The 14,221-nt window shown below is 64.0% G+C and carries 14 protein-coding genes; 4 read left to right on the top strand and 10 right to left on the bottom strand.

Features of this window, described 5'->3' with window-relative positions:
• Positions 1-57: 57 nt before the first annotated feature.
• From HCN50_RS04650 to HCN50_RS04665, 4 genes are all read right to left on the bottom strand, one after another.
• The gene (locus HCN50_RS04650; RefSeq protein ID WP_210264814.1) at positions 58-993 is read right to left on the bottom strand and encodes an SMP-30/gluconolactonase/LRE family protein; all 936 of its coding nucleotides are present in this window, start codon (positions 991-993) and stop codon (positions 58-60) included.
• A gap of 386 nt (positions 994-1,379) precedes the next feature.
• Positions 1,380-2,294 (bottom strand): SDR family oxidoreductase, encoded by a 915-nt coding sequence (locus HCN50_RS04655; protein ID WP_171708469.1) that lies wholly within the window; start codon positions 2,292-2,294, stop codon positions 1,380-1,382.
• A 106-nt stretch (positions 2,295-2,400) separates the two neighbouring features.
• Complete coding sequence (locus tag HCN50_RS04660; protein WP_171708470.1) at positions 2,401-3,540, bottom strand: thiolase C-terminal domain-containing protein; 1,140 nt, start codon at positions 3,538-3,540, stop codon at positions 2,401-2,403.
• A gap of 5 nt (positions 3,541-3,545) precedes the next feature.
• Positions 3,546-3,959, bottom strand: coding sequence for a Zn-ribbon domain-containing OB-fold protein (locus HCN50_RS04665; protein ID WP_171708471.1), 414 nt, complete (start codon positions 3,957-3,959; stop codon positions 3,546-3,548).
• Positions 3,960-4,175: 216 nt separating this feature from the next.
• Here HCN50_RS04665 and HCN50_RS04670 point away from each other — a divergent pair, with 216 nt between their 5' ends.
• The 4 genes from HCN50_RS04670 (at position 4,176) to alkB (ending at position 7,772) form a co-directional block, all read left to right on the top strand.
• Positions 4,176-5,525, top strand: a complete 1,350-nt coding sequence (locus HCN50_RS04670) for an amidase (protein WP_171708472.1) — start codon at positions 4,176-4,178, stop codon at positions 5,523-5,525.
• Positions 5,518-6,204, top strand: a complete 687-nt coding sequence (locus HCN50_RS04675; protein ID WP_171708473.1) for a DUF2848 domain-containing protein — start codon at positions 5,518-5,520, stop codon at positions 6,202-6,204. The genes HCN50_RS04670 and HCN50_RS04675 overlap by 8 nt, the downstream gene beginning before the upstream one ends.
• A 161-nt stretch (positions 6,205-6,365) precedes the next feature.
• Positions 6,366-7,106 carry a 2OG-Fe(II) oxygenase gene (locus HCN50_RS04680; protein WP_171708474.1) on the top strand — a complete coding sequence of 247 codons (741 nt, stop codon included), beginning with the start codon at positions 6,366-6,368 and terminating at the stop codon, positions 7,104-7,106.
• A 12-nt stretch (positions 7,107-7,118) separates the two neighbouring features.
• Entirely contained in the window at positions 7,119-7,772 is a 654-nt protein-coding gene (alkB, locus tag HCN50_RS04685) for a DNA oxidative demethylase AlkB (RefSeq protein ID WP_171708475.1), read from the top strand.
• A gap of 54 nt (positions 7,773-7,826) precedes the next feature.
• Here the strand turns inward: alkB and HCN50_RS04690 are convergent, their stop codons facing one another.
• The 6 genes from HCN50_RS04690 to hpaH all read right to left on the bottom strand — a co-directional run bounded on the left by HCN50_RS04690 (position 7,827) and on the right by hpaH (position 14,207).
• A complete protein-coding gene (locus HCN50_RS04690; protein ID WP_171708476.1) occupies positions 7,827-9,455 on the bottom strand; it encodes a thiamine pyrophosphate-dependent enzyme in 1,629 nt (542 codons plus the stop codon).
• A 23-nt stretch (positions 9,456-9,478) separates the two neighbouring features.
• Entirely contained in the window at positions 9,479-10,348 is an 870-nt protein-coding gene (locus tag HCN50_RS04695) for a fumarylacetoacetate hydrolase family protein (protein ID WP_171708477.1), read from the bottom strand.
• An 11-nt stretch (positions 10,349-10,359) separates the two neighbouring features.
• Positions 10,360-11,343 carry a 3,4-dihydroxyphenylacetate 2,3-dioxygenase gene (hpaD, locus tag HCN50_RS04700; protein ID WP_171708478.1) on the bottom strand — a complete coding sequence of 328 codons (984 nt, stop codon included), beginning with the start codon at positions 11,341-11,343 and terminating at the stop codon, positions 10,360-10,362.
• Between the two features lie 100 nt (positions 11,344-11,443).
• On the bottom strand, positions 11,444-12,979 hold the full coding sequence (gene hpaE / locus HCN50_RS04705) for a 5-carboxymethyl-2-hydroxymuconate semialdehyde dehydrogenase (protein WP_171708479.1): 1,536 nt from the start codon (positions 12,977-12,979) through the stop codon (positions 11,444-11,446).
• The gene (locus tag HCN50_RS04710) at positions 12,972-13,370 is read right to left on the bottom strand and encodes a 5-carboxymethyl-2-hydroxymuconate Delta-isomerase (protein WP_171708480.1); all 399 of its coding nucleotides are present in this window, start codon (positions 13,368-13,370) and stop codon (positions 12,972-12,974) included. The genes hpaE and HCN50_RS04710 overlap by 8 nt, the downstream gene beginning before the upstream one ends.
• Before the next feature lie 30 nt (positions 13,371-13,400).
• Positions 13,401-14,207, bottom strand: a complete 807-nt coding sequence (gene hpaH / locus HCN50_RS04715) for a 2-oxo-hept-4-ene-1,7-dioate hydratase (RefSeq protein WP_171708481.1) — start codon at positions 14,205-14,207, stop codon at positions 13,401-13,403.
• Positions 14,208-14,221: the final 14 nt, after the last annotated feature.

Consider the following 14,221-nt stretch of genomic DNA (forward strand, 5'->3'; position numbering starts at 1 on the left):
AACCTCGAAATTCCGGGTTCGACGCTTTCGCGTCGCTCCGGAATGACGGCGTACCCCTCACGGCTTCAGCGCGCCCTGTGCACTGGTGTAGACGGCATAGAGCGATGACGAGCCGCAGATGTAGAGCCTATTGCGCTGCTGGCCGCCGAAGCACAGGTTGGCGACCGTTTCCGGGATGTGGATCTTGCCGAGGAGATCGCCGTCAGGCGTGTAGCAGCGCACGCCGTCCTCATTCGGATCGCCCCAGCCCACGGAGCACCAAAGGCGTCCAGCGGTGTCGCAGCGCAGCCCGTCGGTAATGCTGGGCTTGGGCATGTCCGCAAAGACCTTGCTGTTCGAAAGCTTTCCGGCCGCAAGATCCACGTCGAACACGCGGATATGTGACGGGTTGTCCGGCCCGTCGGTGAAGCCGGTATCGCAGATATAGAGCTTCTTCTCGTCAGGCGAGAAGCATAGGCCGTTCGGCTCCACGAAGTCGTCGACCACCACCTTGATGTCGCCGGATTTCGGATCCACCCGGTAGACGTTCTTCTTTTCCTGTTCGGGGTCGGCCTTGATGCCCTCGTAATAGCCGCCGATACCGTAGGCTGGGTCGCAGAACCAGATCGAACCGTCGGCCGCGACGACCGCGTCGTTCGGTGAGTTCAGTTTCTTGCCATTGTACTTGTCGGCGATGATCGTGATCGAGCCATCGAGCTCGGTCCGGGTGACCCGACGCCCGCTGTGTTCGCAAGTGATCAGGCGTCCCTCGCGATCGATCGTGTTGCCGTTCGAGTTCATCGACGGCTGGCGATAGACGCTGAGATGACCGTCATCCTCCGAGAAGCGCATGATGCGGTTGTTGGGAATGTCGGAGAACAGCACGTAGCGCCCGGCGGCGAAGTAGACCGGGCCTTCGGCCCAGCGGAAGCCGGTCGCGACCCGCTCGACTGCCATGGTGCCGGCGAAGGCGGGGAAACCGGTCGGCCCGAACGAAACCCTCGGCTTCTTCATGGACTCCAGGCGAGCATCCGGATAGCGGGCGCCGGGCAGCGGGCCGAGCGGCAGCGGCTGCGTTGCCGTGGTCGGCGCCCCGGTCTGGCCGAGCGGTGCCACCGAGGCGGCAGAAGCCGTCCTCATCGTTACGGCCGAGGCGGCAAGCGCCGCCGCGCCGGTCAGGATCTTGCGGCGGTCGAAACCGCCGCCCGGTTCCTGGGAATCGGAAATGGTCAGTGAGGTTGTCATGATTTCCTCCCGTGTATTTTTGTTGGGAGGAAAAGCATCAGCCCGCATTCCGGCATAAAGCGGGCGGCTGAAGATGGAATAATCAGAGATGGCGAAATAGTCGTCGTCCCTTGCGAACGCATACGAACGCAGGGACGGCCGTGTGCAGATCTTCCTCAGATCGGATCCCAAGTGAAGATGTCTGCGGAGCGGTCGAGCTTGTAGAACGATCCCGCAAGCGCCGGCATGCCGTGCTCGGCGATAGTCTGCGGCGTCCAGCCTTCGCTCCGCTGCACCGAGCGCAGTGGACGATTCTGGCTGAACAGGAAGATCTCGTTCATGCGCACGCCGAAGATCTGTCCGGTCACGTCCTTGGCGGCGTCGCTGAGCAGATAGGCGCAGACCGGCGCGATCTTCTCCGGTCCCATCTGCTGGATTTTCGCCACGCGCGCCTTCTCGGCCTCGGTTTCGGTCGGAATGGTGCCGATCATGCGGGTCCACGCGAACGGCGAGACGCAGTTCGAGCGCACGTTGAAACGGCCCATATCGAGCGCGATCGACTTCGACAGGCCGACGATGCCGAGCTTGGCCGCGGCGTAGTTGGCCTGGCCGAAATTGCCGATCAGGCCCGAGGTCGAGGTGAAATGCACGAAGGAGCCGCTCTCCTGTTCGCGGAACAGCCGCGCTGCGGCATGAGAGACGTAGAACGAGCCCATCAGATGCACCTTGATGACGGCCTCAAACGCTTCCACGCTCATCTTGTGGAAGATCATGTCGCGCAAGATGCCGGCATTGTTGACGACGCCGTCGAGCCGGCCGAAATGATCGGTCGCAGTCTTCACGATCTTGCTGGCGGGGATCGCTTCGGCCACCGACTCGAAGTTCGCGACCGCGGTGCCGCCGCGCTTCTTGATCTCTTCGACCACCTCCTCGGCGGGAGCCGCGCTCGAACCGGCGCCGTCGGCGGCGCTGCCGGGATCGTTGACCACGACCTTGGCGCCTTCCGCGGCACAGAGTAGCGCGATCTCCCGGCCGATGCCGCGGCCTGCGCCGGTGACGATGATGACTTTGTCTTGCAGTGATTTTGCCATTGGAGGCTCCTGTTATTTCCGTCATTCCGGGATGGTGCGTAGCACCAGACCCGGAATCTCGAGATTCCGGGTTCGCGCTGACGCGCGCCCCGGAATGACGGAGGGGTTAGCGTTCGTTCGTAAAGATGATCGTGCCACTGGCGGCGAACATGCCGCCGACGCCGTGGCAGACCGAGATCTTCGCATTCGGCACCTGCGCCGGCGCGATGCCGCGCATCTGCCGCACGCTCTCCTGCAGCGCGTACATGCCGTACATGCCCGAATGCATGTAGGAGAGGCCGCCGCCATTGGTATTGAGCGGCAGCTTGCCGCCGGGGCGGGTGTGGCCGTCGGCAATGAACTTGCCGGTCTCTTCATGCGGCATGAAGCCGAGATCGCCGAGGCCATACAGCGGCAGATGCGCAAAGGCATCATAGATCATCACATGATCCACGTCCTTGTGGGCGATGCCGGCCTCCTTGAAGGCGGTGGGGCCTGCCACCTTGAAGGCGCGCGAGGAGTTGAACGTCTCCATCTGGCTGACCATCGGCGTTTCCACGCTCTCGCCGGTGCCCAGGATATAGACCGGCTTGTTCGGAAAGTCCTTGGCGCGGTCGGCCGAAGTGAGAATGAGCGCGCCGCCGCCGTCGGTGACGAGGCAGCATTGCAGCAGGCGGAACGGGTAGGCGATCATCCGCGAGTTGAGCACGTCGGCGACCGTGATCGGCTCCTTCATCATCGCGCGCGGATTCTTCGCGGCCCATTCGCGCTGCACGACGGCGACCATGGCAAGCTGCTCATGGGTGATGCCGTAGGTCTTCATGAAGCGCAGCACGGGAATCGGGAACATGCTGGGCGGGCCGTACACGCCGAACGGCGCCTCGAACTGGCCCTGCAGGCTATCGGCGGGGATCGAACGCGGCAATTTGCCGATCATCGACTTGCCGCTCTCGGCATGGGTGATCAGCACGGTCTTGCAGAGGCCGGCCTCGATGGCGGCCGCGGCATGGCGGACATGCAGCATGAACGAGCAGCCGCCGACGGAGGTGCCGTCGACCCAGGTCGGTGTGATGCCGAGGTAGTGCGCGATTTGCTGCGGCGTTTCGACAGCGGTCGCGATACCGTCGATATCGGACAGTTTGAGCCCGGCGTCCGCGATGGCGTTGAGTGCGGCATCGGCGTGCAGCTGGATCTGCGACATGTTGGGGATGACGCCGAGTTCGGTGGTCTCGGCAGCGCCGACGATGGCGACTTGTTTCTTTCGCATGATGCCTACCCTTTCGCCGGACGGAACATCGGGAGGGTGATCTTGTCGTCGAGCTTCTCGAAGGCGACCTCGAGCTTCATATCGAGCTCCAGCGCCTCCGGCGTCTGCGGGCAATCGATTATGTTACTCATCATGCGCGGGCCCTCGTCGAGTTCGACGACGGCGATGGCGTAAGGCGGGGTGAAGCCGGGCGCCGCCGGGCGGTGGTTAATGACATAGCTGTAAAGCTTGCCCTTGCCGCTCGCCTTGAACACGCTGACCTTGCGTGAGGCGCAGGAAGGGCAGAACGGCCGCGGCGGGAAATAGACATTGGCGCAGGCGTCGCAACGCTGCAGACGCAATTCGCCGGCCTGCGTTCCATCCCAGAAATGTTGGGTTTCGGGTGTAGGCTTCGGTCTCGCGCGGGCGGGCTCGGCCATGTCGGCAATTTCTCCTTGGGAAGTCGAGCGTTTGCTTAGCTGTTGCAATCTTGATGCGACATGGACTGTGCGCCGTCAACGGTCCAGCGGCGGCGTTGACTGCATGGCCGCATTCCTGCGCCCGAGAGCGCTTGTATGCCAGCCTGTCATCGGAGATAGTCCGCCCCACGGTAAATCGCTTCCACTCCGGAAGCGGTCCAGTCAAACAAGAGCGCCATGCCCGACCATCCGACGCTTGCGAGCCTCGCCGCCGATCTCAATGCCGGACGCACTACCGCGCGCAGACTAGTCGAGGAATGTCTCGCGCGCATTGCCGATCCTGCAGGTGAGGGCGCGCGCACCTTCATCCACGTCGAGAGGGACGCCGCGCTATCAGCCGCCGATGCGATGGATCATTTACGCAAAGCCAATGCGGCGCCGTCGCCCTATGCCGGCATTCCCGTCTCGATCAAGGATCTGTTCGACATCAAGGGGCAGGTGACGCGCGCAGGGTCACGGGCGCTTGAGGATTCCGCGCCGGCCGAAGCCGATGCGCCTGTCGTGGCGCGGCTGCGGCGGGCCGGCTTCATCGTGATCGGCCGCACCAACATGACCGAGTTCGCCTATTCCGGCATCGGCATCAATCCGCATTACGGCACGCCGAAGAGCGCCTTCAATCGCAGCGTCGGGCATGTGCCCGGTGGCTCGTCCTCGGGGGCTGCGGTATCGATCGCCGATCGCATGGCCTATGGCGCGCTCGGCACCGATACCGGTGGCTCCTGCCGGATTCCGGCGGCCTATAATGGCATCGTCGGCTATAAGCCGACGCAGCGCCGCGTGCCGCTCGATGGTGGCGTGCCGCTGTCATCCTCGCTGGACAGCTTCGGGCCGCTGGCGCGCAGCGTTGCCTGCTGCGCGGCGCTCGATGCCGTGCTGGCCGATGAAGCCGTGCAATCGTTACGGCCGCGGCTGGTCAAGGGCATGCGGCTCGCGGTACCGACCACCATTGCGCTCGACGATCTCGACGATGAGGTTGCGAAAACATTCGAGCGCGCGCTCACGACGCTGTCGCGCCAGGGCGCCTTGATCGAGCGGATCGAGGTGCCGGAGTTCCATGACGTCCTGGTGATGAACAGCAAGGGCGGATTTGCCGCCGCCGAAAGCTACGCCTGGCACCGCTATTTGCTCGCGAACAAGGGAGACGTCTACGATCCCCGTGTCCGCGTCCGCATCCTGCGCGGCGAAAGCATCGGTGCGGCCGATTATATCGATATCCTAGGCGCGCGACGCTCGTTCATCGCGCGAACCGAACAGCGCATCGCGCCCTATGACGCGCTGGTGCTGCCGACGACCGCGAATACGCCGCCCAAAATTGCCGACCTCGCCGACGATCAGGCCTTCGCCACGCAGAATTTGCGCTCCTTGCGCAATTGCACGCTGATCAACATGCTCGACGGCTGCGCGATCTCGCTGCCGGCGCACCGTGAAGGCGAGATGCCGGTCGGGCTGATGCTGGCTGCTGCGGGCGGTTCGGACCGCCGCATCTTCGAACTCGCAGCCGGAATGGAGGACATCATCCGTGTTTGATCTGACCTTCAACGTCGACGACAAGGGCATGCTGACGCCGCTGACGCTCGCGATCGATCAGGCGGTGATTGCCGGCTGGACCGGGCGCGATCCGGTGGCGCGCGACAAGCACATCGCCGAGCTCGAAGCGATCGGCATCGCACGCCCCGCGACCACGCCGATCTATTATCGCTGTTCGGCGCGGCGGATCACCCAGGACGATCGTATCGAGGTTTCCGGCGAAAACTCCAGCGGCGAGGTCGAGTTCGTGCTGATCGGCTGGCAGGGCCGCATCTTCGTCGGCTGCGGCTCCGACCATACCGACCGCAAGGTCGAGAGTTACAGCGTCACCGTCTCCAAGCAGATGTGCGACAAGCCGGTGGCCCCGGTGCTGTGGGAACTGGAGGAAGTCATCGCGCATTGGGACCGGCTGATCCTGCGCTCCTGGGCCACGATCGGCGGCGCCCGCGTGCTCTACCAGGAGGGCACGCTGGATGCGATGCTGCCGGTGAAGGAACTGATCGCGCGCGGCTTCGGCGGCAAAGGCCTGCCAGACGGCTGCGCCATGTTCGGTGGCACCTTTGCGGCCAAGGGCGGCATCCGCCCAGCCGATCGCTTCGAGTTCGAACTGGAGGATCCCGTGCTGAAGCGGAAGATCAGCCACGGCTATGATGTGATCACGATGCCGGTGTTGGGCTGACGGCCCGCTTTAACCGCGTCATTGCGAGGAGCGAAGCGACGAAGCAATCCAGCTATTCCCGAACTGAGGTGTGGATTGCTTCGCTGCGCTCGCAATGACGGGGATGGAACTCGTCGGAAATCGGGTGGTTGGCTCCGAGGCCATCTGCGAGACTGCCCGCCATGAGAGCAACCGCCAGAAATATCGACCATCCGCCCAACATCGCCGGCCGCGTCGACGCCATCGACTGGACGCAGGTAAATGCCGAGCTCGACGCGCAGGGCTGCGCCGTCCTGAAGGAATTATTGTCGCCGGACGAATGCGCCGTGCTGGCGGCGCTCTATCCCGACGACAAGCATTTCCGCAGCCGAATCGTGATGGGAAGCCACGGCTTCGGCCGCGGCGAATACAAATACTTTGCCTATCCGCTGCCGAAGCTGATTGCGGAGTTGCGGCCCGCGCTTTATGCGCGGCTTTGCGGCATTGCCAATCGCTGGAACGAGACGATGGGAATCGACATCCGTTACCCTGACCGGCACGCAGCGTTCCTGAAGCGCTGCCATGATGCCGGGCAGACACGGCCGACGCCGCTGCTGCTGCAATATGGCGAAGGCGACTACAACTGCCTGCATCAGGATCTCTACGGCGAGCACGTGTTTCCGTTGCAGGTCGCGATCCTGCTGTCGGAACCGGGGCGCGATTTCGAAGGCGGTGAGTTCGTGCTGACGGAACAGCGGCCGCGAATGCAGTCGCGACCCGAGGTCGTGCCGCTGAGGCAGGGCGATGCCGTAGCGTTTGCTGTGCATCATCGGCCGGTGCAGGGGACGCGCGGGCCCTATCGCGTTAATCTGCGCCACGGCGTCAGCCGGATCCGTTCCGGCCATCGCCACACCCTCGGCGTGATCTTTCACGACGCCAAATGAGTGCGGGCTGAATTGACTGCGGATTTGTTCGAGAGCGTTGGCGACACGCGCGCATCGCGCGAGGCGATGGCGGAGGGCGCGGTGCTGCTGCGCGGTTTTGCCAGGCCGTTCGAAGCCGAGCTGCTTCCGGCACTGCGCTCGATCGTCAAACAGGCGCCGTTCCGGCATCTGGTCACGCCGGGCGGGCACCGCATGTCGGTCGCGATGACCAATTGCGGCAGTGTCGGCTGGGTGTCGGACCACACCGGTTATCGCTATGACGCCATCGACCCGGGGTCCGGACAGCCGTGGCCGGCGATGCCGCCTGTGCTGCGCAGACTAGCGGCCGAGGCTGCGGCGGACGCCGGGTTCGACGGCTACGGGCCGGAGGCCTGCCTGATCAACCGCTATGTATCAGGCGCGAAGCTGTCGCTGCATCAGGACAAGGACGAGCTTGATTTTGGTGCGCCCATCGTCTCGGTCTCGCTCGGGCTGCCGGCAACCTTCCTGTTTGGCGGCCCGAAGCGTGCCGACAAGACTGCACGCTATCGGCTTGAGCATGGCGACGTCGTGGTCTGGGGCGGCCCGTCGCGGCTGTTCTTCCACGGCGTCGCGCCGCTCGCCGACGGCGAGCATCCCGTCATGGGGCGGCAGCGGATCAATCTGACATTCCGCAAGGTGCGGTGATCTTCCTTCTCCCACAAGGGGAGAAGGGAAGAACCCCGGAACGGCGTGCCTAAATCACGGCTTCGGCGGGTGAATGAACGCCCACGGGCTCACTTCGGAATCCGTCGGCACTTCCACCGAAATCACATACGGCCCGCCATCGGCCAGCGCCCTTTGCAGCGCGGGCTTGAACTGATCCGGCGAAGTAACACGCGCTGCCGCCACGCCAAATGATTCCGCTAGTCTCACGAAATCCGGATTGACCAGATCGGAAGCCACCACGCGGCCGTCAAAATGCTGGCGCTGGTCGCGGCGGACATTGCCGTAGGCGTTGTTGTTGAACACCAGCGTCACCACGCCGATCTTGAACTGCACGGCGGTCGACAGTTCCTGCACGCCGAACATGAAGCCGCCATCGCCGGTGATCGCGACCACCGGCCTGTCGGGGTTGGCAACCTTGGCGCCGAGCGCGGTCGGGAAGCCCGAGCCGAGCGTGCCCTGATAGCCCGAGGTGATGAAGGTGCGCGGCTCATAGACTGGAAAGCCGTACCAGGAGGCAAAGCCGACCTGCGACAGCTCGTCGGTCACGATGGTATTCGCCGGCAACACCTCGCGCAGGATGTTGAGATACGCCATCTGCGGCTGCACCTTCTGGATCTCGCTAAGCGCCGCCGCGGTCGCCTCGCGGATCTCGCCGCGCCGGCCGCTGGTCCTCGCATAGCCCACCTTCTTCACGGCGGCGACGAGATCGGCCGTGCCGGCCTTGGCGTCGGCGACAACAGCGACATCGGATGCAAGCCGGCGCATCTCGGCCGGGTCGATGTCGATGCGGACGGATTTCAGTCCCTTCGGCTGATATGGCCAGCGGAAGCCGGATGTCGGCAGTTCGGCGCGGGTTCCGATCGCGATCATCAAGTCGGTATTCGGCCAGAGCTTGTAAGCCGCCGCCATGGTCAGTCCGAGTTCGTGCGCGTTGGAGACGATGCCGCGCCCGCTGCGGAACGCCACCACCGGCGCGTCGATCATCTCGGCAAGTTCGAGGATTTCCTCACGTGCATGGATCGCGCCGCTGCCGACAAAGATCATCGGCCGCTTCGCATCCTTGATCAGCGTGGCGGCGGCCTTGATGCGGTCGGGATCGGGCTGCGGTGCGGGGAAGCGATCGAACACCTCTGAAGGGCCGACCTGCGCGCGCTGCGTAAAGACGTCCCACGGCATCTCAACCGATACCGGGCCGCGGCGTCCCGACAGCATTTCCTGGAACGCGCGCGACACCACGGAAGGCGCCGCATCGGGATACTCGATGCGCTCGGCCCATTTCACGAAAGTGCGCAACGTCGCGAGCTGATCCGGCATCTCGTGCAGATGGCCGCGGCCCTTGCCGAGAAACGCTGTCGGCACCTGTCCGGTAAGGCAGAGCACCGGCTCGTTGCAGCCGAACGCGGTGAGCAATGCCGCGCTCGCATTGAGCACGCCGGGGCCGGGCACCACGCTGAATACGCCCGGCTTGCCCGATGAGCGCGCATAGCCGAAGGCCATGTAGCCGCAGGCCTGCTCGTGCCGTGCGCCGATCACTTTCAACTGCGCCTGATGGAAGGCGTCGAACAGGCCATAGATCTGCGCGCCGGGCAGGCCGAACACGGTATCGACGCCATGCGCGACGAGGCCGTTGACGATTGCTTCGCCGCCGGAAGTTGAGGTCATTGCACTATCCACTCGCTTGCAGTTTAGGCTTCGTCGATCACGCCGTTCTTCAGCACACCGACGCCCTCGGCTTCGATCTCGATGACATCGCCAGGCTTGAGGTAGCACGGCGGGTCGAACCGCGCACCGGCGCCGGTCGGCGTGCCCGTCACGATGACGTCGCCTGCCACCAGCGTGGTGAAGGTCGAGAGGTAGTTGATGAGGTATCGGAAGCCGAAGATCAACCGCCCGGTGCGGTCGTCCTGCCGGGTCTCGCCATTGACCTTCGTGGTCAAACGGATGTCAGCGATCTGGCTCTCACTGGTGTATGGCACAATCCACGGCCCGAGACTGCCGGTGGAATCGAAGTTCTTGCCCTGCGTGACGTTGAACTTGGCGTGCCGCACCCAGTCGCGGATCGTGCCCTCGTTGCAGAGCGTGATGGCAGCGATGTGGTCCAGCGCGTCACCCTCCTTGATATGCCGGCCGGGCTTGCCGATGACCAGCACCACTTCGCCCTCGTAATCGAGCTGCGTGGAAGCGCGCGGACGGACCAGTGGCGCATTGTGGCCGACGAAGGAGCGCGGCGTCCGCATGAACATGCTCGGATATTTCGGCGCGTCCTGCCCGTCCTTGTATTCGGCGTTACGATCCGGGTAGTTGACGCCGATGCAGATGATCTTTTCCGGCGAGGGGATCGGCGGCTGCCAGGCGATCGCATCCAACCCGTGATCCGGCGCGTGCCGCGCGCCTTCGTCGGCGAGCTTCATCAGCGCGCCGGCCGCGATCACCTCGCGCAGTGTCGGATACTCCTTTCCGAAGCGCGCGGAGAGATCGACGATGCCGGCGTCGGTCACGGCGCCGTACTTCGGCGCGCCGTTGACGGTGTAGGTGGCTAGGCGGGGATGAGCCATACGCTATCCGATCAATCCGCAATCGTGACGTCGGCGACGAAGGCCGGTTCGCGCACCGCCTGTCCGGCGAAAGGCGAACCCTCCTCGAACCAGGAGCGTGGCGCGGGCGCGCCCCACAGCGTCTGCCGGCGCGGGTCCTTCAGCGACCAGCGCAGCGGCTCGTGGTCATGGTCGCCGGTGAAATAGTCGCTGGTGTAGAGTTCGAGGCGATGGCCGTCGGGGTCGCGGATATAGAGGAAGAACGCGTTCGAGATGCCGTGGCGGCCAGGGCCGCGCTCGATGTTCTTCAGATAGCCGCTGGAGGCCATGACGTCGCAGAGATGCAGGATGTTCATCGCGGTCGGCGTCCAATAGGCGATATGGTGCAGGCGAGGGCCCTTTCCATTGGTGATGGCGAGGTCATGGACATTGCCCTTGCGATGCATCCAGGCAGCCGCAATGCGGCCGTTCGGGCCGTCCTCCTCACCATATTCGGTCAGCCGGAAGCCGAGCCGTGCGTAGAAGTTGACGGTGTTCTGCACCTCCGGCGCAAAGACGTTGAAATGATCGAGCCGCTGCGGATGGCAGCCTTTGTAGAGGTCGTAGCGCCGGAGCAGATGCGGGCGTTTTTCCATCGATGCATAGAGCTCGAGCTGGAAGCCGGCGGGATCGGTGAATTGCAGCGTACGGCCCTGGAACGGCTGGTCGACGAAGCCGTAAGCGATGCCGTTCTCGGAAAAGAAGCTGGCAGCCTTGTCGAGGTCGCCGTCATTGCCGACCTTGAAGCCGAGCCGGCTGCAGGCGGCAGTAGAGGCTTTCCGCAGCACCAGCGAGTGATGCTGATGTTCCTCGCTGCCGCGTAGGTACACCGCCTTGTCATCGGCGTCCTCGACATGGAGGCCGACGGTGTTCTCGTAGAAGGCTCGGCTTTTGCCGAGGTCGACAACGTCGAGCACGGCATGGCTGCAGCGGATGATGTTGAAAGGCGGGTCGAAAATATGGGTCGGAACGGGCATGTGGTTTCCTCGGATTCGCTGTCACTGCGGGGCGGTCCGCAGGACCGAACCCGGAATCCCGAGGTTCCGGGTTCGCTTCGCGCCCCGGAACGACGGTGAATTAGATTCCCAATCTCTGAATCTTGTGCGTCCCGCGCGCGAGCGAGACGTGCTTGGTTTCCATGTAGAAGTCGAACGAGTAGTCACCGCCGTCGCGGCCGATGCCTGAGGCTTTCATGCCGCCGAACGGGGTGGGCAGGTGGCGGACGTTTTCGGAGTTCAGCCAGATCATGCCGGCTTCGAGAGCATCCGCGACGCGCAGCGCGCGGCCCATGTCGCCGGTCCAGACGTAGCCGGTCAGGCCATATTGCACGCCGTTGGCGATCTCGATCGCGTCGTTCTCGTCGTTGAACGGGATCACGGTCAGGAACGGGCCGAACACTTCCTCCTGCGCCACCCGCATCTTCGAGTGCGCGCCGGTGACGAGCGTCGGCTGCACGTAATGGCCACCGCCGGGACCGTCATGCGGCCGGCCGCCGACTGCAATGGTGGCGCCGTCCTTCTGTGCGATGTCGAAATAGCTGCAGACCTTGGCAAGATGCCGCTCATGGATCAGCGGCCCGATTTCGGTGGCGGGATCGAGCGGATGGCCGATCTTCAGCGCCCTCACCCGCGCGCCGAGCTTTTCGATGAATTTTCCGGCGATGGACTCTTGTACCAGCAGCCGGCTGGAGGAAGTGCAGCGCTCGCCGTTCAGAGAATAAATCATGAAGACGACGGCATCGAGCGCGCGGTCGAGATCGGCGTCCTCGAACACGATCACGGGATTCTTGCCGCCGAGTTCGAAATGCACGCGCTTCAGGGTAGGGGCGCCCTGCGCCATGATCGCCGAACCCGTCGTGCTCTCGCCGACAAAGCCGATCGCCTTGATCGCGAGGTGCTCGGTCAGCGCCTTGCCGGCTTCCTCGCCAAAACCGTGGACGGTGTTGAGCACGCCGTCGGGCAGGCCGGCCTGTTTCGCAAGCTTCGCCAGCAGGTCCGCCGTGACCGGCGACCATTCCGCCGGCTTGTGCACGACGGTGCAGCCGGCCGCGAGCGCCGGTGCAATCTTCCAGGTCGACAGCATGAACGGCGTGTTCCACGGCGTGATCACGCCGACCGGCCCTATCGGCACCCGGGTCGAAATATTCCAGTGCTCCTCGGAGGGCGTGTTGAGGCCGTCGCGGGCTTCGCCGCACTTGTCGGCGAAGAAGCGGAAATTCTCTGCCGCCCGGATCGCGGCCTTGGCCATGAAGCGGTGAGCCTGGCCGGTGTCGATGCATTCGAGCACCGCGATATCGTCGGCATGGTCCTCGATCGCGTCGGCGACGCGATGCAGCAGCTTCCGCCGCGTGGCCGCCGAGACCTCGCGCCAGGATTTGAAGGCGGTCGCGGCTGCGGCTGCAGCGCGGTCAATGTCTTCGGCATTGCCACGCGCGACGGACGCCAGCACCGCGCCGTCGACCGGCGACTTGGTCTCAAACGTCTGCCTAGATGCCGACGGCACAGTCTTGCCGTCGATCATGTGCCCGATCCCCTCGCTCTTTAACTTGGCGAGCAGGGGGGCTGCGCGGTCGCGGTTGGCCTGAAAGGCGTCTTTAGGTGTCACTTTATCCATTGATACTCTCCACCTTCAGAGCTTCGTGGATGTTGTTGCGTTTCCAGCTTGTTTCCTTGTCGTTGATCTGCATGTCGAACGATAGCGCGAACTTCTCGCTCGCAAACAGCGGATCGAGATAGGCCGACAAGGCGTTGAAGATATGCTCGCCCGCCTTCTTGCGGATGGCGAGGTCGCGGCCTTCGCCGAGGCGGAGCACCATATCGAGGAAGCCATAATTCTGCCGGCCATCGGCGATCGCATAATGCTCGCATCTGATGGCACGGACTCTGATGCCGCCGAGCGGGAAGATGCCGGTCTCGACCGCCGCCTTGCGAACCAGTTCCACCACCGCGCCTATGTCGACATGGCGATCGAGATTGCCCGAATATTCAATCGTGAAGTGCGGCATGTTGCGATGGCTCCAACTCTCTTGGAAGCGTCAGGCGAAGTAGCAACTCACCGAGCCGTAAGGGCCATAGTCGGCCTGGATCGTGTCACCCTTGCGGGCCTCGATCGGGCGGATGAACGACCCCGCCAGCACCACCTGTCCGGCTTCCAGCGCCAGTCCGTTCGGTGCGATCTTGTTGGCAAGCCAGGCCACCGGCGTGGCGGGATGATTGAGAACGCCGGCCGCAAGCCCGGTTTCCTCGAGCTGGCCATTGCGGAAGCAGAGCGCGCCGATCCAGCGCAGATCGGCATCCAGCGGGCGGATCGGCCGCCCGCCGAGCACGATGCCGGCATTCGCCGCATTGTCAGCGATTGTATCGAAGATCTTCCTGCTAGCCTTGGTCTGCGGATCGATCCGCTCGACCCGCGTGTCCAGAATCTCCAGCGCGGGAACCACGAAGTCGGTGGCGTTGAGCACATCGAACATCGTGCAGTCCGGCCCGGCCAGCCGCGACTTCATCACAAAGGCCAGTTCGGCCTCAACGCGGGTGGCGATAAACCGCTCCGACGGCACCAGCCCACCATCGGCAAAGAACATGTCGTCGAGCAGGATGCCGGAGTCGGGCTCGTCGATATTAAGCGCGCTTTGCATCGCCTTCGACGTCAGGCCGATCTTGTGGCCCTTCACGACGCGTCCCCGCGCGAGCTTCATCTCGACCCAGGCTTTCTGAATAGCGTAGGCATCCTCGATCGTTATGGCGGGATGTTCGAGCGAAAGCTGGCGGATCTGCGTGCGGGTCTTTTCGGCGCGATCGAGCCGCTCGGCAGCACTTCGGATTTTGTCTCGGGAAAGGGCCATGGGCGTCCGGCTCG

Origin of the sequence: Bradyrhizobium archetypum, assembly GCF_013114835.1 — a bacterium.
GTDB classification, from domain to species: Bacteria; Pseudomonadota; Alphaproteobacteria; order Rhizobiales; family Xanthobacteraceae; genus Bradyrhizobium; species Bradyrhizobium archetypum.

Coding starts and splice junctions, on each gene's coding strand:
- HCN50_RS04665 (WP_171708471.1), bottom strand. CDS start 3,959: ATGGCCGAGCCCGCCCGCGCGAGACCGAAGCCTACACCCGAAACCCAA.
- HCN50_RS04655 (WP_171708469.1), bottom strand. CDS start 2,294: ATGGCAAAATCACTGCAAGACAAAGTCATCATCGTCACCGGCGCAGGC.
- HCN50_RS04670 (WP_171708472.1), top strand. CDS start 4,176: ATGCCCGACCATCCGACGCTTGCGAGCCTCGCCGCCGATCTCAATGCC.
- HCN50_RS04680 (WP_171708474.1), top strand. CDS start 6,366: ATGAGAGCAACCGCCAGAAATATCGACCATCCGCCCAACATCGCCGGC.
- HCN50_RS04650 (WP_210264814.1), bottom strand. CDS start 993: ATGAAGAAGCCGAGGGTTTCGTTCGGGCCGACCGGTTTCCCCGCCTTC.
- HCN50_RS04710 (WP_171708480.1), bottom strand. CDS start 13,370: ATGCCGCACTTCACGATTGAATATTCGGGCAATCTCGATCGCCATGTC.
- HCN50_RS04660 (WP_171708470.1), bottom strand. CDS start 3,540: ATGCGAAAGAAACAAGTCGCCATCGTCGGCGCTGCCGAGACCACCGAA.
- hpaE (WP_171708479.1), bottom strand. CDS start 12,979: ATGGATAAAGTGACACCTAAAGACGCCTTTCAGGCCAACCGCGACCGC.
- HCN50_RS04690 (WP_171708476.1), bottom strand. CDS start 9,455: ATGACCTCAACTTCCGGCGGCGAAGCAATCGTCAACGGCCTCGTCGCG.
- hpaD (WP_171708478.1), bottom strand. CDS start 11,343: ATGCCCGTTCCGACCCATATTTTCGACCCGCCTTTCAACATCATCCGC.
- HCN50_RS04695 (WP_171708477.1), bottom strand. CDS start 10,348: ATGGCTCATCCCCGCCTAGCCACCTACACCGTCAACGGCGCGCCGAAG.
- hpaH (WP_171708481.1), bottom strand. CDS start 14,207: ATGGCCCTTTCCCGAGACAAAATCCGAAGTGCTGCCGAGCGGCTCGAT.